The organism is Pseudomonas sp. AC239, from assembly GCF_979258545.1.
Window position 1 is genome coordinate 112233 of sequence record NZ_OZ409864.1, and the last position, 13940, is coordinate 126172.

Sequence of the window (13940 nt, forward strand, 5' to 3'; positions counted from 1 at the left end):
CCGACTCAGGTATTGCGTCGGTCGATAAAACCCAAATGACGATACAACGCCTCGATGCGTGGCAACTCGCAGCCCGCCGCTTTCGCCGCCGCCAGTGGCCGGGCGTAGATCGCCTCCAGCTCCAGCGGGCGTTTGTGTGCAAAGTCGTGGTACATGCTCGGCCAGTAATCGGGCATTTTTTCCGTCATGGTGAACAGGTACTCGGCATAGCCGGGCGGGATCTCGTATCCACAGGCCCGGGCGCCCTGCACCACTTCCGCCATCAGCGCCTGAATCGACACGCGGCTGTCAGCATCAGCCATCAGCGCTTGCGTTCCCGCGCGGAGCAATACTGAAAGTCCGTTATAGGGAATATTCCACACCAGTTTCTGCCAGCGCGCCTGATGCAGGTTGGCCATCGCCTGCGAGTCGATGCCGGCGGCACGGAACAGTCCGGCGCCCTCCTCGACGATCGCCATACGCGCTACTTCATCAATGGCCGAGCCGCTGTGATAACCGACATTCACCGCGCCAAGGGCCTGATGGGTAATCTGCCCCGGACCCTCGCGGTGCACGCAGATCAGGCACAGACCACCGAGCAGATGCAGCGAATCCGGCAACAGTGGCCGCAGGCTGTCTTCGACATCCAGACCGTTCTGCAGCAACAGCACCTTTGCATCGGGTTTAGCGGCTTGAATAATCGCCGGGGCCAGACCGGCGTTGCTGGTGGTCTTGGTGCCGACCAGCAGCCAGTCACAGGGTGGCATGTCTTCGGCAGCGGAATAGGCATTGGCCGGATTCAGCGTCAACGGCCCGTGCACCGCACTGTTGATCTGCAAACCGCGCTCAGCCACGGCGGAAAATTCGCTGCGCAACAAGAAATGCACATCGAAACCGGCACGCGCCAGCATCACCCCGTAAAACCCGCCGATCGCACCGGTGCCGATAATCCCCACCACCGGTTTGCTGACTGTCTCGCTCATGGCAACTCCTCTGCAATTCGACCCAGCGCCTGCGCCACTGCCTGGTTGAGTTCATCAACCGTCAGGCGAGCGTGCACCGCGCCAAAGAACTCGCCGTCGCGCACTACAAACAGCGCCGGCAAATGAAACACCTGATAACGCTCGACCAGACCGCCGTTATTGCCGGCGTCGATCCAGCACAGCCGATCGATCGCCAGCGGCATGCCCGGCAACACCTCACGGGCATAGCGACAACTGGCGCAGCCGACGCTGGTGAAGATAACCAGAGAAACCCCGCGCATCGCCAGCAGCCGCTGGTCGGCGTCGAAGTCGGTCAGCTCGGATTCGACCACTATACTGGGGGAAACAATGTCAGATGGCCGACACAGGGAGTCTGTGCTCATGGGACGTTTCATTCCTCATCCGGACGAAGTGCCGGTTGAATTGACGTTACTCAAGCCTGAATGCATTTCCAGACAACAGCTGCACACTATCAGCCTCGGCGGCATCGCTTGCAATTACCACCGCGCGTGGCGTCATGGCACTGCGTTGCAAGTGCGCATGCCGACGCTGAATGCCGACTTCTGTTGCCCGGGCTATGTGGCCTGGTGTCTGCGCCGCAAAAAAGGCTATCTGGTGGGCATCGCCTTCACTGACGAACAGACCCTGTTCAGCGCGCGAATGGGTGAGCAGGTGTGTCAGATCGAACGCTATTCGCGCATGCAGGACAGCCACGACGACCTGCAGGATATTCAGGCGCTGGCCCTGCAATGGGTCGAGGAGCACGCCGAAGAGTTCTCCCACGACAACCTGCGCAAGGCTTTTGCGCAGCCAGCGCTGGACTAAAGCACGGTTTGCCCATTGTCGAGCAGCGTCTGACGCGCTAAGGTTCGGCTCCCCCGACGCGCTAAATCTGCTGTGCTCCGCCGCGCGGGGATCGCTGGCGGCCGGCACCCGTGACCTGACGAGTAAACGATGGCTGATTTACCGATCAACGACCTAAACGTCGCCTCTAACGAGACCCTGATCACTCCCGATCAGCTCAAGCGTGATATCCCCCTGAGCGACGCTGCCCTGCGCACCGTTACCAAGGGCCGCGAAGTCATTCGCAATATTCTCGATGGCACCGACCACCGTCTGTTCGTCGTGATCGGCCCGTGCTCGATTCACGACATCAAGGCTGCCCACGAATACGCCGATCGCCTCAAGGTGCTCGCCGAGGAAGTCTCCGACACCCTGTATCTGGTCATGCGTGTGTATTTCGAGAAGCCGCGTACCACTGTCGGCTGGAAAGGTCTGATCAACGATCCGTACCTGGACGACTCGTTCAAGATCCAGGACGGCTTGCACATCGGTCGTCAGCTGCTGCTCGACCTGGCCGAGAAAGGCCTGCCGACCGCGACCGAAGCCCTCGACCCGATCTCCCCGCAGTATCTGCAGGATCTGATCAGCTGGTCGGCCATCGGCGCGCGCACCACCGAATCGCAGACTCACCGCGAAATGGCTTCCGGCCTGTCCTCGGCGGTCGGTTTCAAGAACGGCACCGATGGCGGCCTGACCGTGGCGATCAACGCCTTGCAGTCGGTGTCCAGCCCGCACCGTTTCCTCGGCATCAACCAGGAAGGTGGCGTGTCGATCGTCACCACCAAAGGCAACGCCTACGGTCACGTGGTGCTGCGTGGCGGTAACGGCAAGCCGAACTATGATTCGGTCAGCGTGGCCCTGTGCGAGCAGGCGCTGAACAAGGCGAAGATCAAGCCGAACATCATGGTCGATTGCAGCCACGCCAACTCCAACAAGGACCCGGCCCTGCAACCGCTGGTGATGGAGAACGTCGCCAACCAGATCCTCGAAGGCAACCAGTCGATCATCGGCCTGATGGTTGAAAGCCATTTGAACTGGGGCTGCCAGGCAATCCCGAAAGACCTCGCCGACCTGCAATACGGCGTGTCGATCACCGACGCCTGCATCGATTGGTCCGCTACCGAAAACACCTTGCGCAGCATGCACGCCAAGCTCAAGGACGTGTTGCCGAAACGTCAGCGCACGTAAGTTGCGTTTTGCGCGCATAAAAAAACGCCGGACATTGTCCGGCGTTTTTGTGTGTGCGGTTCAGATCTTCGCGGCGCGACGCTGATGGCGTTCCATGTAGCGCTCGACGTAGGAGCACGACGGAATAACCGTGTAGCCCATTTCTTCGGCGTATTGCAGCGCGCGTTCAGTCAGCGCTGCGGCAATGCCTCGGCCGCGCAGGGCATTGGGCACGAAGGTGCGGTAGATATCCAGGGTCTGCTTGCCCAGATCCATGTAGGTCAGGTAAGCACGATGACCGTCCACAGTGGTCTCGAATTGATGACCAGCCTGGTCATGGTGGATGGACAACGCCTCGCTCATCACTACTCCTCGCGGGTCTTGGATTGTGACCCCTACCTTACCGATGTTTTCCCGGCGAAGGAACATCTACGCCACCCCGTGCCTGATGGACACCGAGAAGAGCCACACCGATCTCGCGCAATCTGACACCTGCTGAATAGTAGGCACCATTGGCGAAAATGCTCAAGGTACGCTCGTCATCGGACGGTTTGCGTTCAAGGCTTCGATGCTCGCAGGTTCGGTCGCAAGACAATCTTTGCGTGCCGCTTGCCTGTACATTGCCGGGAATGTTGAGACTTAAGACGTGCAACCTTTTTTAAAGTCACCTGAACATCAACAAAGATACGCGAAGCGCTTCGCAGAACCTGAACAAAAGTGTGGACGAATTCATTTAGAAAGACTTTAGCCGAAGTGACAAAAACAGCATCCGAGCACGGGAACTTTTTCCGTTTGAGTCGCTCACGCCGGGGCTTGCAGCTGGATATTTTTTATACAGCGCAGTTAAAAGTTGCTCGAAAAAGAATCAACGCCTACAATTTTTTTTGCTTCTTGCGCTACGTCAGTTTACTTACTACAAGTAATGGGTAGTATGTACGCCGGCTATTTCCTCAATCGTGAGGAGACAGCCACTTAATTTGAAAGTCCTTGAAGGGGAACACGATGAACAACGTTCTGAAATTCTCTGCTCTGGCTCTGGCCGCAGTTCTGGCTACCGGTTGCAGCAGCGCATCGAAAGAAACCGAAGCACGTCTGACCGCTACTGAAGACGCAGCTGCTCGCTCCCAGGCTCGTGCAGACGAAGCTTACCGTAAAGCTGATGAAGCTCTGGCTGCTGCTCAAAAAGCACAACAGACTGCTGACGAAGCTAACGAGCGTGCTCTGCGCATGCTGGAAAAAGCTAGCCGCAAGTAATAATCCCTCGGGATTGTTATCGAGCCGATCCGGTTTTCCGGGTCGGCTTTTTTGTGCCCGACTCTTTTCTCCGGGCAATAAAAAACCCGCCGACGCTGCTCGCATCGGCGGGTTTCCTGTCAGCGCTTATTGCTGCAGATCGATCGGCGCACTGCTGACCATCGGCGCCGAAGCATTCGGCACGGCGATCTCTACCGGCAGGCCGTCTTCGGCCGCGACCACATCACGCACCACATCCCAGTTCATGCGCAGGTTGCTGGTGATGTCTTCACGCTTGAGCATCGCGTTGATCACCGCCGTGTGCTTGTCGACCACCGACGGGTTGCCCTTGTCGTCGAGCGGCGTGTGCGCTTCCAGATAGACCTTGCCGCCGCTGCGACCGAACTTGTACGGGTCGTTGATGATGCGCACCGAGGTGCCCACCGGGACCATGCCGGCCATTTCCAGCACGTTGTTGTTGAACATGCGGAAGCAGCCATGGCTGGTGCGCATGCCGATGCCGAACTTCTTGTTCGAACCGTGGATCAGGTAGCCCGGTGTGCCGAGGGTGAACTTGAACGGGCCCAGCGGGTTATCAGGACCGGCCGGCACCACATTCGGCAGCGGATCACCATCAGCGGCGTGTTCGGCCTTGATTGAGGCCGGAGGCGTCCAGGTCGGGTTCGGTGTCTTGGCGATGATCGAAGTGTGCGCGATCGGCGAACCCCAACCTTCACGGCCGATGCCCAACGGGAAGGTGTACACCACGTCGCGTCCTTTCGGATAGTAATAGAGACGGTATTCGGCGAGGTTGATGACGATGCCTTCACGCGGGCCCGGCGGTAGGATGAAGCGCGTCGGCAGAACGATCTCGGTACCGGCGCCCGGCAGCCAGGCATCGATGCCCGGGTTGGCCGCAACCATTTCCGAATAACCCAGATCGTAGGTGGTGCCCAGGTCGGCGAAGGTGTCTTCGTACTTGGCTTTGATCACCTGCACCTGGCCGACGATGTCCTCGCCGGGTGGTGGCAGGGGAAGCTCCAATGCAGCAACGGGACCGGCCACACACAGGGCGGCAAGTGACAGGCAGCGGGTGACGGCAGGAAAGCGCGGCAACATCCGGAAAATCCTTCGCATGATCATCAAGGGTATAAGGGCGCGATTGTACACCGCGGCTTGGGGATTCGGGAGAGACGCCGATAGACCGTGTCGCGCCCTGAAAGATCGCAGCCTTCGGCAGCTCCTGCATCTGGAATGCATTCTCCCTGTAGGAGCTGCCGAAGGCTGCGATCTTTTGACCTAGAGCTCGAATCGCAGCTCGGGCCAGATCGGCGAGGTGCCGCGCTTCTGCGATTCGAGAATCGCCCGGCACAGCGAGCACAGGCGCTGATCCTGAAACACCCGCCGATCGACATTCGACCAGCGCGGTTGCGCCGGCAGCAGACTGCCGCAGAGCGTGCGGTCAGCCGAGCCACCGAGTTCCAACTGACGCGTCACCAGATGCACCCGCACTTCCTGGCAGGCGAACAGGTCCAGCTGCTCGTCAGGCTCGATCAGTTGGTAGGCAAACAGGGACCAGGCAGGACGCGGCATCGGGGGCTCCAAATTAGGGGGCGCCACATTAGCCGAAAGCCTGCCACTAGAAAAGCCTCATAACAGCGGTTTTAGCGTCGGCCAGACATTTTCCAGCAACTTGCCCTGAGCCCCGGCCGCCGGGTGTAGACCGTCGGCCTGCATCAGCTCCGGATGGCCGCCGACGCCTTCGAGAAAAAACGGCACCAGCGGGATGTTTTTCTCGTCGGCAAGCTTGCCGTAAACCTCGGCGAACGAATCGGTGTAGCGCTTGCCATAATTGGGTGGCAACTGCATGCCGAGCAGCAGCACTTTCGCGCCGCTCTGCCGCGAGCTGTCGATCATCGAGGCAAGATTTTGTTGCAATTGCGTTGGCGGCATCCCGCGCAGGCCGTCATTGCCACCCAGCTCGAGGATCACCAACTCCGGCTTATGCTCTGCAAGCAGCGCCGGCAGCCGCGCCTGGCCTCCGGCGCTGGTGTCGCCACTGATCGAGGCGTTGACCACTTTATCGTCGAAACCCTCCTGTTTGAGCCGCTGCTCGAGCAGCGACACCCACCCCAGACGGGTATCCAGGCCGAAACCGGCGCTGATACTATCGCCAACGATCAGGACAGTACCCGCCGCTGCGTTCTGGGCCATGCACATCAAGGCCAGGCCAGCACTCAAAAACCATACACGCATCGGATTCTCCATGGGCGCAAGCATTCTCACCGCGAAGAACCTCAGCAAAGTGGTCCCTAGCGCGGAAGGTGAACTGACTATCCTGCACGAACTCAGCCTGGAACTGAACAAGGGCGACAGCCTGGCCATCGTCGGCGCGTCCGGTTCCGGCAAATCCACCCTCCTCGGCCTGCTCGCCGGCCTCGACCTGCCGAGCAGCGGCGAAGTCACCCTCGCCGGCCAGGGCTTGAGCAATCTCGACGAAGATCAGCGCGCACGAATTCGCGCCGAGCACGTCGGGTTTGTCTTCCAGTCGTTCCAGTTGCTCGACAGCCTCAATGCGCTGGAAAACGTCATGCTGCCGCTTGAACTCGACGGCCGCAAAGATGCCCGCGAGCGCGCCACGCAATTGCTCCAGCGCGTCGGTCTCGGCCAGCGCCTGACCCACTCGCCGCGCCAGCTCTCCGGCGGTGAACAGCAACGTGTCGCCATCGCCCGCGCCTTCGCCGCCGAACCGGATGTGCTGTTCGCCGACGAGCCGACCGGCAACCTCGACAGCCACACTGGCGAGCGCATCAGCGACTTGCTGTTCGAGCTGAACAAGGAACGCGGCACCACCCTGGTGCTGGTGACCCACGACGAACGCCTGGCGCATCGCTGCCGGCGCCTGATCCGTCTTGAAGCCGGGCTGCTGGTCGCCCCTCTGGAGCCTTGATGGCACGTCTGCCGCTGTTGCGTCTGTTCAGCCTTGCCCTGCGCCAACTCATGCGCGATGCCCGCGCTGGTGAGCTGCGCGTGTTGTTCTTTGCGTTGGTGGTGGCCGTCGCGGCGAGCACCGCGATCGGCTACTTCGGCGCCCGTCTCAACGGCGCGATGATGCTGCGCGCTACCGAGTTTCTCGGTGCCGATCTGGTGCTGGAAGGCAGCTCGCCGGCCCGCGAGGAGCAAATCCGCAGCGGCACCGAACTGCGCCTCAATCATGCACAAGTGGTGGAGTTTTCCAGCGTCATTGCCACCGACAACGGCATTCAGTTATCCAGCATCAAAGCCGTCGACCGCGCCTATCCACTGCGTGGCGAGCTGAAGAGCGCGCCCGCACCCTTTGCCCAGGAAGAAGTCGGCGGCGAACCGCAACCCGGTGAAGCCTGGGTCGAGGCGCGTCTGTTGACCGCGCTGGATCTGAAGATCGGCGACAGCATCGATGTCGGCATGAAGACCTTGAAGCTGACCCGCGTGCTGACCTACGAGCCGGATCGCACCGGCAACTTCTATAGCCTGACGCCACGGGTGCTGATCAATATTGACGACCTCGCCGCCACCGGCGTGGTGCAACCGGGCAGCCGGGTGAGTTACCGCGAACTGTGGCGCGGCGAACCGCAGGCGTTGGAAACCTATCGTGAATTGATCAAACCGGGGCTGGCTGCGAACCAGAGAATTCAGGATGCCCGTGACGGTAACCGGCAAATCGGCGGTGCGCTGGGCAAGGCTGAGCGCTATCTGAACATGGCCAGCCTGATTGCGGTGTTACTGGCTGGTGTAGCAGTGGCATTGTCGGCCAACCGTTTCGCCAGCCGACGTTTCGATGCCAGTGCCTTGCTGCGCTGCCTCGGCTTGTCGCGCCGGGAAACCATGGTGCTGTTCAGCCTGCAACTGACCGTGCTCGGCCTGGTTGCCGCCGTCAGTGGCGCGCTGCTCGGCTGGCTGGCGCAACTGGGGCTGTTCGCCCTGCTGCATGATTTGTTGCCGAATGATGTACCACCGGGCGGCCTGTTTCCGGCGATAGCCGGAATTGGCACCGGGCTGGTGGCGCTGGCCGGTTTTGCCTTGCCGCCATTGGCTGCACTGGGTCGCGTGCCACCGCTGCGGGTGTTGCGCCGCGACATGCTGCCGATCCCCTCGAGTACATGGATGGTCTACGGCGCGGCGCTGGGTGCGCTGGGCCTGATCATGTGGCGCCTGAGTCTCGACCTGTTATTGACCTTCGCGCTGCTCGGCGGTGGCGTGGTCGCCGCGCTGGTGCTGGGTGGCCTGCTGTTGTTGCTGCTACAAAGCCTGCGCCGCATGCTCGCCCGCGCCTCGTTGCCCTGGCGTCTGGGCCTTGGCCAGTTGTTGCGCCATCCATTGGCGGCGGCCGGGCAGTCGCTGGCGTTCGGTCTGATCCTGTTGTCGATGGCGCTGATCGCGCTGCTGCGCGGCGAACTGCTCGACACCTGGCAAAACCAGCTACCGAAAAACGCGCCGAACTACTTCGCGCTGAATATCCTGCCGGCGGACAAACAGGCTTTCGCCGATCACCTGATCAAGGTGTCCGCGCAAGCGGCGCCGTTGTATCCGGTGGTGCCAGGACGACTGATCAGCATCAATGGCGAGCCGGTGCAGCAAATCGTCAGCAAGGACTCGGCCGGTGACCGCGCCATCCAGCGAGACCTGAGCCTGACCTGGGCGGCGGATCTGCCGGCCGGCAACAAGCTCACCGCCGGCTCGTGGTGGAGCGGCCAGCCGTCCGACGACCTGCCGGGGGTTTCGGTGGAAGGCAAGGTTGCCGAAAGCCTGAAACTCAAACTCGGCGACCACATGGTGTTCAGTGTCGGCGGGGTCAACCGGGAAGCGAAGGTCACCAGCCTGCGCGAAATCAACTGGGACAACTTCCAGCCGAACTTCTTCATGATCTTCCAGCCCGGTACCTTGAAGGATCTGCCGGCGACCTACCTGACCAGTTTCTATCTGGCGCCGGGGCATGATCAGCAGATCGTCGAGCTGTCGCGGACCTTCCCGGCGGTGACCATCCTGCAGGTCGAAGCGTTGCTCGAACAACTGCGCAGCATCCTCGCTCAGGTCACCCTGGCGGTGGAATATGTGCTGTTGTTTGTTCTGGCTGCGGGGATGGCGGTGCTGTTCTCCGGTCTGCAAGCGACGCTGGATGAACGCATCCGCCAGGGTGCGCTGTTGCGCGCGCTGGGCGCCGAGCGGCAGTTGCTGATCAAGGCGCGGCGTATCGAGTTCGGTTTGTTGGGTGCGGTCAGCGGTCTGCTCGCGGCGATCGGTTCGGAGGTGGTCAGTCTGGTGCTGTACCGCTTCGCTTTTGATCTGCCATGGCATCCGCATCCATGGCTGCTGGTGCTACCGGTGATTGGCGCCGCGCTGATCGGTGGTGCCGGCGTGTTCGGCACCCGTCGGGCGTTGAACGCCAGCCCGCTGACAGTGTTGCGCGAGGGTTGATAGACTCACGCGGTCTTAATCACAAGAAGTCGCCATGAGCCGTTATCGCCCTCCCCGCACCGCCGGCACCGCGCTGATCACCCCTGAAGGTGAAGCGCGGATGCGCGCCGAATTCCATGAGTTGTGGCATGTGCGTCGCCCGCAGGTCACGCAGGCGGTGAGTGAAGCGGCCGCGCAGGGCGATCGCTCGGAAAACGCCGAGTACACCTACGGCAAGAAGATGCTGCGCGAAATCGACAGCCGTGTGCGCTTTCTCACCAAACGCCTGGAAGCGCTCAAGGTGGTCAGCGAGAAACCCAGCGATCCGAACAAGGTCTATTTCGGCGCCTGGGTGACCATCGAAGACGAAGACGGCAAGCAATCGCGCTACCGCATCGTCGGCCCCGATGAGCTGGACCTCAAACAGGGTTTGATCAGCATCGACTCGCCGTTGGCCCGCGCCTTGATTGGCAAGGCACTGGACGCGGAAGTGCAGGTGCAGACGCCGACCGGCGAGCAGTGCGTTTATATCGTTGCGATTGAATACCCGTAAGACCAGTCAGCGCCGAGTGATCAAACCCTGCCGCGCAACGCGGGTCAGTTGCTTGATCATTTCCGGGGCGTCTTCTGCGCTTGGCGCCTGAATCACCGCCAGATCAAAGCTGTCAGCGGCGAAACGCGCCAGTGACTCGCCATCGTCGACAAACTGGATCAGGAACGCGGCAGGACCGCCGCTGCGACGTGGCCAGCCATCGAGATAACGCAACAGCGTCGGCTGGTGTTTGCCGCCAAGAAGGATTTTCGGGTTGCGCTGGGTGACATGTGCCGTGATCGGCGCGGGACGTGCTGGAGGGCGTAGTGCGTTCATCGTGTCGTGTCTCTGCCTCAAAAGTCTGCATGGCAGGTGAGAGGCAACACCGAACCAGCGCTTTAGCGGTATTTCGAAGCCCTGTTCCGGCTTCTGACGGTAACTGTAGAAGTCACCTGGCGCCCCGCAAGTAGCTGTTTAAATCGGCGCATGGGCAACATCCTAGAGAACGTGACCGACCAGTGTCAAGAATCCCCCACAACAAAAAAAGGCCCGCGCAATGCGGGCCTTTGCCTTGAGTTAGAGCGCTCAACCGGCGATGGCGCGATCCGCTGAGAGCTTGCCGGCACCTTCGATCAGTACCGCGATGCTACCGGCCAGCAGAGCCAGGGCGAACTCATAACCGTTGTTGGCCATGAACAGACCGTTGCCGATGTGCACCGAGAAGATCGCCACCAGCGAGAGGAACGCCAGACCGAGTGCCGCCGGGCGCACCAGCAGGCCGATGATCAGCGCCAGACCGGCGAAGAACTCGGTACCGCCAGCCAGCGAGGCCATCAGATAGCCCGGGGTCAGGCCGATGCTTTCCATCCATTGCGCGGTGCCGGCCAGGCCGTAACCACCGAACAGACCAAAGAGTTTCTGCGAACCGTGGGCGGCGAAGATCACGCCGACAGCAATGCGCAGGACAGTCAGGCCGTAACCGGCGCGGGTGAACAGAACCTTGTTGATCAGAGAGCTCATGGTGCATTCCTTGTTGTGCAGAAGTGTTTGTGTGTTTGGGTTGGTCGCTATATTAATCAGTTTATTTCATGTTTAAAGCGCAAAAAATTCGCCATAACAATCGAATTATTAGATTATTTCCGTGTAACCACTTTCTGCTGCCGGGGCTCGAGTGACTCACGCTCCCGGTCGAATGCCAGGTAATACTTGTTCACGCTATTAACATAGCTGACGGCGCCCATCCCCACCTGCTCCATGGCGATGCGCTCTACCTGGAAGAACCACTGGTTGGGATTGAGGCCGCGGCGGCGGGCTTCGGCGCGCATGCCCTGCACGCGCTCGGGGCCGATGTTGTACGCGGCGAGGGTGAAGGCCATGCGCTCTCGCTCGTTGAGTTTCGGGCTGCTGAAGAACTTGCGGCGGATCATCGCCAGGTACTTGGCGCCGGCCTGCACATTCGCATCGAGATTCTGGATATTGCTCACGCCGACCCGCTGCGCGGCGGACGGGGTGATCTGCATCAGCCCGGTCGGGCCGCTGCCGCTGCGAGCGTTGGGCTGCAGACGCGATTCCTTGAACGCCAGCGCCGCCAGATTAAGCCAGTCCATGTTCTGCGCATCGGCGTGCTTCTGCAGGGTCGGACGGAGTTTTTCCAGGCGCTGGCGATCGGCTTTGGCCAGCGGATTGTGCACCTGATACAAGCGTCGATAGATGCGCAGAAACGCCGCGTCTTCGTCCGACGGTTTCTTGTAACCGGTGAGAAAGCGATCGATGCTCGCGCGCAACATTGAAGCGTCGCGGCGCACAAACCAGTGCTCCTCGCCCGGCTCGCCGAGGTTCAGTTGCCGGTCGAGGCGCAGCTTCGGCAGGATCTTCCCCCAGCGCTCGGCAATCGGTTGTTCGACAATGGTCAGGTGGAAAATCCCGCCCTGGACCATTTCCAGCACGTCCTCCACGGCCAAAGTTGGATCGACCCATTCGATATTGATCGGCGCCAGTTTGTGCAGCGCCAGTTTCTGGTTGAGCTGACTGACCACCTCCCCCGCTGCACTGCCGGTGGGCAGCGCCAGGGTTTTGCCGGACAGTTGCTCGACCTTGGTGTAACGGCGCTGGCCTTTGATGCCGACCAGCACCAGCGGTACGTTGCTGGCAATCGGCTCACTGCTGGCGACCGCATAGCCCGAGGGCAGATCGAGCAATTCACCGGGCGCGACCATATCGCCTTCGCCGCGCTGCAAGGCGCCGAGCAATTGATCCTTGGCTTTGGGAATGATCTTGAGGGTGACTTCCTGGCCGTCACGAGCATGGCCATTAAGGTATTGCTCGAAAGCGCGCAGTCGGTGGTACTCGACACCGATGGCCTGACCCTGAACTTCGCCGGAGCTGTTGCGGCTCTGATTGACCAACACCCGCAACACGCGGCTGCTGCGAATATCGGAGAGATCGCGAACCTTGCTCGCCGGCACGGCTTGCAGCGGCCCGGGCAGGCGCGCGACCGCCGTCATCGGCAGCAGCAACGCAGCACACAACAGCAGCAGAACCGAGGGACGATGCATCCACTCTCCGAAAAGAATACGGGGCGATTCGTCGCAAAAGAGACGGCATCACCGACGAAAACAGAGCGCTTTGAGCGCTGATAAAGTGCGAGAGACTGGCACAGTGATGGCATTGCCGCCACCCCGGAGTCCTTCGCGGCCTCAACAGACAGCCATAAGTCTTTGTAGTTCTTGGCTTTTCTTATAAATCTACAGCTCTGATATGCTTTCCGGCCTTCGGCCCGAGGTAGCACCATGCAACTCATCGATATCGGCGTCAACCTGACCAACCCCAGTTTCGCCGACAAACACCAGGCCGTGCTCGACCGCGCCTACGCCGCCGGCGTCTGCCAACTGGTGCTGACCGGCACCAGCGTCGATGGCAGCGAGCAGGCGCTGGAACTGTGCCAGCAACTGGATGAAAGTGGCCAACGGCTGTTCGCCACCGCCGGTATCCACCCGCATTCGGCCAGCGACTGGAACGTTGATAGTGCTCGTCGCCTGCGCAGTCTGTTGAACGAATCCAGCGTCGTCGCGGTAGGTGAATGCGGGCTGGATTTCAACCGCGACTTCTCCCCGCGCCCGCAGCAGGAAAAGGTTCTCGAAGAACATCTGGCGCTGGCCGTCGACCTGCAATTGCCGGTGTTCCTGCACGAGCGCGATGCCAGCCAGCGCCTGCTGGAGATCCTCAAGGACTTCCGCGATCAACTGCCGGCGGCGGTGGTGCACTGCTTCACTGGCGAGCAGAAAGCCCTGTTCAGCTACCTCGATCTGGATCTGCACATCGGCATTACCGGCTGGATCTGCGATGAGCGCCGAGGCACGCATCTGCATCCGCTGGTGAAAGAGATCAAGCCGGGACGGCTGATGCTGGAAAGCGACGCACCGTATCTGCTCCCGCGCACGTTGCGGCCGAAGCCGAAAAACGGCCGTAACGAGCCGGCGTATCTAACCGAAGTGCTGCGAGAGGTGGCGTTGCACCGTGGCGAGACCGAGGAAGCGCTGGCCGCGCATAGCACCGCGTGTGCCCGGGCGTTCTTTAAACTCCCCATTCTCCCCTGACTGCACACGTCCCCTGTGGGAGCGAGCCTGCTCGCGAAGGCGGTGGATCAGCTACAAATGGGCTGAATGACGCAGCGCTTTCGCGAGCAGGCTCGCTCCCAAATAGATCTCGGCATCTGTTGATTCATATCAAAACTCCCGAATCTGCATAGCGGCACAATAATGGCACCTTGC

At 60.9% G+C, this 13940-nt stretch carries 16 protein-coding genes; 7 read left to right on the forward strand and 9 right to left on the reverse strand.

Features of this window, described 5'->3' with window-relative positions; translation table 11 throughout:
• Positions 1 to 5 precede the first annotated feature (5 nt).
• Positions 6 to 962, reverse strand: a complete 957-nt coding sequence (locus ACZ0AZ_RS00515) for a putative 2-dehydropantoate 2-reductase (RefSeq protein ID WP_129997311.1) — start codon at positions 960 to 962, stop codon at positions 6 to 8.
• Positions 959 to 1345: a thioredoxin family protein gene (locus ACZ0AZ_RS00520; RefSeq protein WP_039759924.1), complete on the reverse strand. Its 387-nt coding sequence runs from the start codon at positions 1343 to 1345 to the stop codon at positions 959 to 961. Before ACZ0AZ_RS00520 ends, ACZ0AZ_RS00515 begins: the two co-directional genes overlap by 4 nt.
• On the opposite strand from ACZ0AZ_RS00520, the gene ACZ0AZ_RS00525 reads away from it, so the two are divergent.
• Both ACZ0AZ_RS00525 and ACZ0AZ_RS00530 read left to right on the forward strand, forming a co-directional pair.
• A complete protein-coding gene (locus tag ACZ0AZ_RS00525) occupies positions 1344 to 1787 on the forward strand; it encodes a PilZ domain-containing protein (protein ID WP_041478403.1) in 444 nt (147 codons plus the stop codon). The genes ACZ0AZ_RS00520 and ACZ0AZ_RS00525 overlap by 2 nt on opposite strands.
• A gap of 129 nt (positions 1788 to 1916) precedes the next feature.
• Positions 1917 to 2993, forward strand: a complete 1077-nt coding sequence (locus ACZ0AZ_RS00530) for a 3-deoxy-7-phosphoheptulonate synthase (protein ID WP_016770878.1) — start codon at positions 1917 to 1919, stop codon at positions 2991 to 2993.
• A 60-nt stretch (positions 2994 to 3053) separates the two neighbouring features.
• On the opposite strand, the gene ACZ0AZ_RS00535 is transcribed toward ACZ0AZ_RS00530, so the two are convergent.
• Complete coding sequence (locus ACZ0AZ_RS00535; protein WP_016770879.1) at positions 3054 to 3335, reverse strand: GNAT family N-acetyltransferase; 282 nt, start codon at positions 3333 to 3335, stop codon at positions 3054 to 3056.
• Between the two features lie 639 nt (positions 3336 to 3974).
• Here ACZ0AZ_RS00535 and oprI point away from each other — a divergent pair.
• Complete coding sequence (gene oprI, locus ACZ0AZ_RS00540) at positions 3975 to 4226, forward strand: outer membrane lipoprotei OprI (RefSeq protein WP_003183784.1); 252 nt, start codon at positions 3975 to 3977, stop codon at positions 4224 to 4226.
• A gap of 126 nt (positions 4227 to 4352) precedes the next feature.
• On the opposite strand, the gene ACZ0AZ_RS00545 is transcribed toward oprI, so the two are convergent.
• The 3 genes from ACZ0AZ_RS00545 to ACZ0AZ_RS00555 all read right to left on the reverse strand — a co-directional run bounded on the left by ACZ0AZ_RS00545 (position 4353) and on the right by ACZ0AZ_RS00555 (position 6461).
• The gene (locus ACZ0AZ_RS00545) at positions 4353 to 5324 is read right to left on the reverse strand and encodes a L,D-transpeptidase family protein (protein WP_129997312.1); all 972 of its coding nucleotides are present in this window, start codon (positions 5322 to 5324) and stop codon (positions 4353 to 4355) included.
• A gap of 180 nt (positions 5325 to 5504) precedes the next feature.
• Positions 5505 to 5798: a hypothetical protein gene (locus ACZ0AZ_RS00550; protein WP_039759936.1), complete on the reverse strand. Its 294-nt coding sequence runs from the start codon at positions 5796 to 5798 to the stop codon at positions 5505 to 5507.
• Positions 5799 to 5855: 57 nt separating this feature from the next.
• Complete coding sequence (locus ACZ0AZ_RS00555; protein ID WP_463538547.1) at positions 5856 to 6461, reverse strand: arylesterase; 606 nt, start codon at positions 6459 to 6461, stop codon at positions 5856 to 5858.
• 10 nt (positions 6462 to 6471) lie between these two features.
• Between ACZ0AZ_RS00555 and ACZ0AZ_RS00560 the strand changes: the two genes are divergently transcribed.
• From ACZ0AZ_RS00560 to greB, 3 genes are read left to right on the forward strand one after another with little or no spacing between them, the layout of a single operon-like run.
• A complete protein-coding gene (locus ACZ0AZ_RS00560; protein ID WP_016770883.1) occupies positions 6472 to 7155 on the forward strand; it encodes an ABC transporter ATP-binding protein in 684 nt (227 codons plus the stop codon).
• Positions 7155 to 9659 (forward strand): ABC transporter permease, encoded by a 2505-nt coding sequence (locus ACZ0AZ_RS00565; RefSeq protein WP_463538548.1) that lies wholly within the window; start codon positions 7155 to 7157, stop codon positions 9657 to 9659. The genes ACZ0AZ_RS00560 and ACZ0AZ_RS00565 overlap by 1 nt, the downstream gene beginning before the upstream one ends.
• A gap of 34 nt (positions 9660 to 9693) precedes the next feature.
• Positions 9694 to 10191, forward strand: a complete 498-nt coding sequence (gene greB, locus ACZ0AZ_RS00570) for a transcription elongation factor GreB (protein ID WP_039759941.1) — start codon at positions 9694 to 9696, stop codon at positions 10189 to 10191.
• A gap of 6 nt (positions 10192 to 10197) precedes the next feature.
• Here greB and ACZ0AZ_RS00575 read toward each other — a convergent pair whose 3' ends face one another.
• From ACZ0AZ_RS00575 to ACZ0AZ_RS00585, 3 genes are all read right to left on the reverse strand, one after another.
• On the reverse strand, positions 10198 to 10506 hold the full coding sequence (locus ACZ0AZ_RS00575; protein WP_039759944.1) for a hypothetical protein: 309 nt from the start codon (positions 10504 to 10506) through the stop codon (positions 10198 to 10200).
• A 249-nt stretch (positions 10507 to 10755) separates the two neighbouring features.
• The gene (locus ACZ0AZ_RS00580) at positions 10756 to 11190 is read right to left on the reverse strand and encodes a DoxX family protein (protein ID WP_039759946.1); all 435 of its coding nucleotides are present in this window, start codon (positions 11188 to 11190) and stop codon (positions 10756 to 10758) included.
• A gap of 113 nt (positions 11191 to 11303) precedes the next feature.
• Positions 11304 to 12725 carry an MltF family protein gene (locus ACZ0AZ_RS00585; RefSeq protein ID WP_129997315.1) on the reverse strand — a complete coding sequence of 474 codons (1422 nt, stop codon included), beginning with the start codon at positions 12723 to 12725 and terminating at the stop codon, positions 11304 to 11306.
• Between the two features lie 234 nt (positions 12726 to 12959).
• On the opposite strand from ACZ0AZ_RS00585, the gene ACZ0AZ_RS00590 reads away from it, so the two are divergent.
• Positions 12960 to 13766, forward strand: coding sequence for a TatD family hydrolase (locus tag ACZ0AZ_RS00590; protein WP_039759949.1), 807 nt, complete (start codon positions 12960 to 12962; stop codon positions 13764 to 13766).
• Positions 13767 to 13940 lie beyond the last annotated feature (174 nt).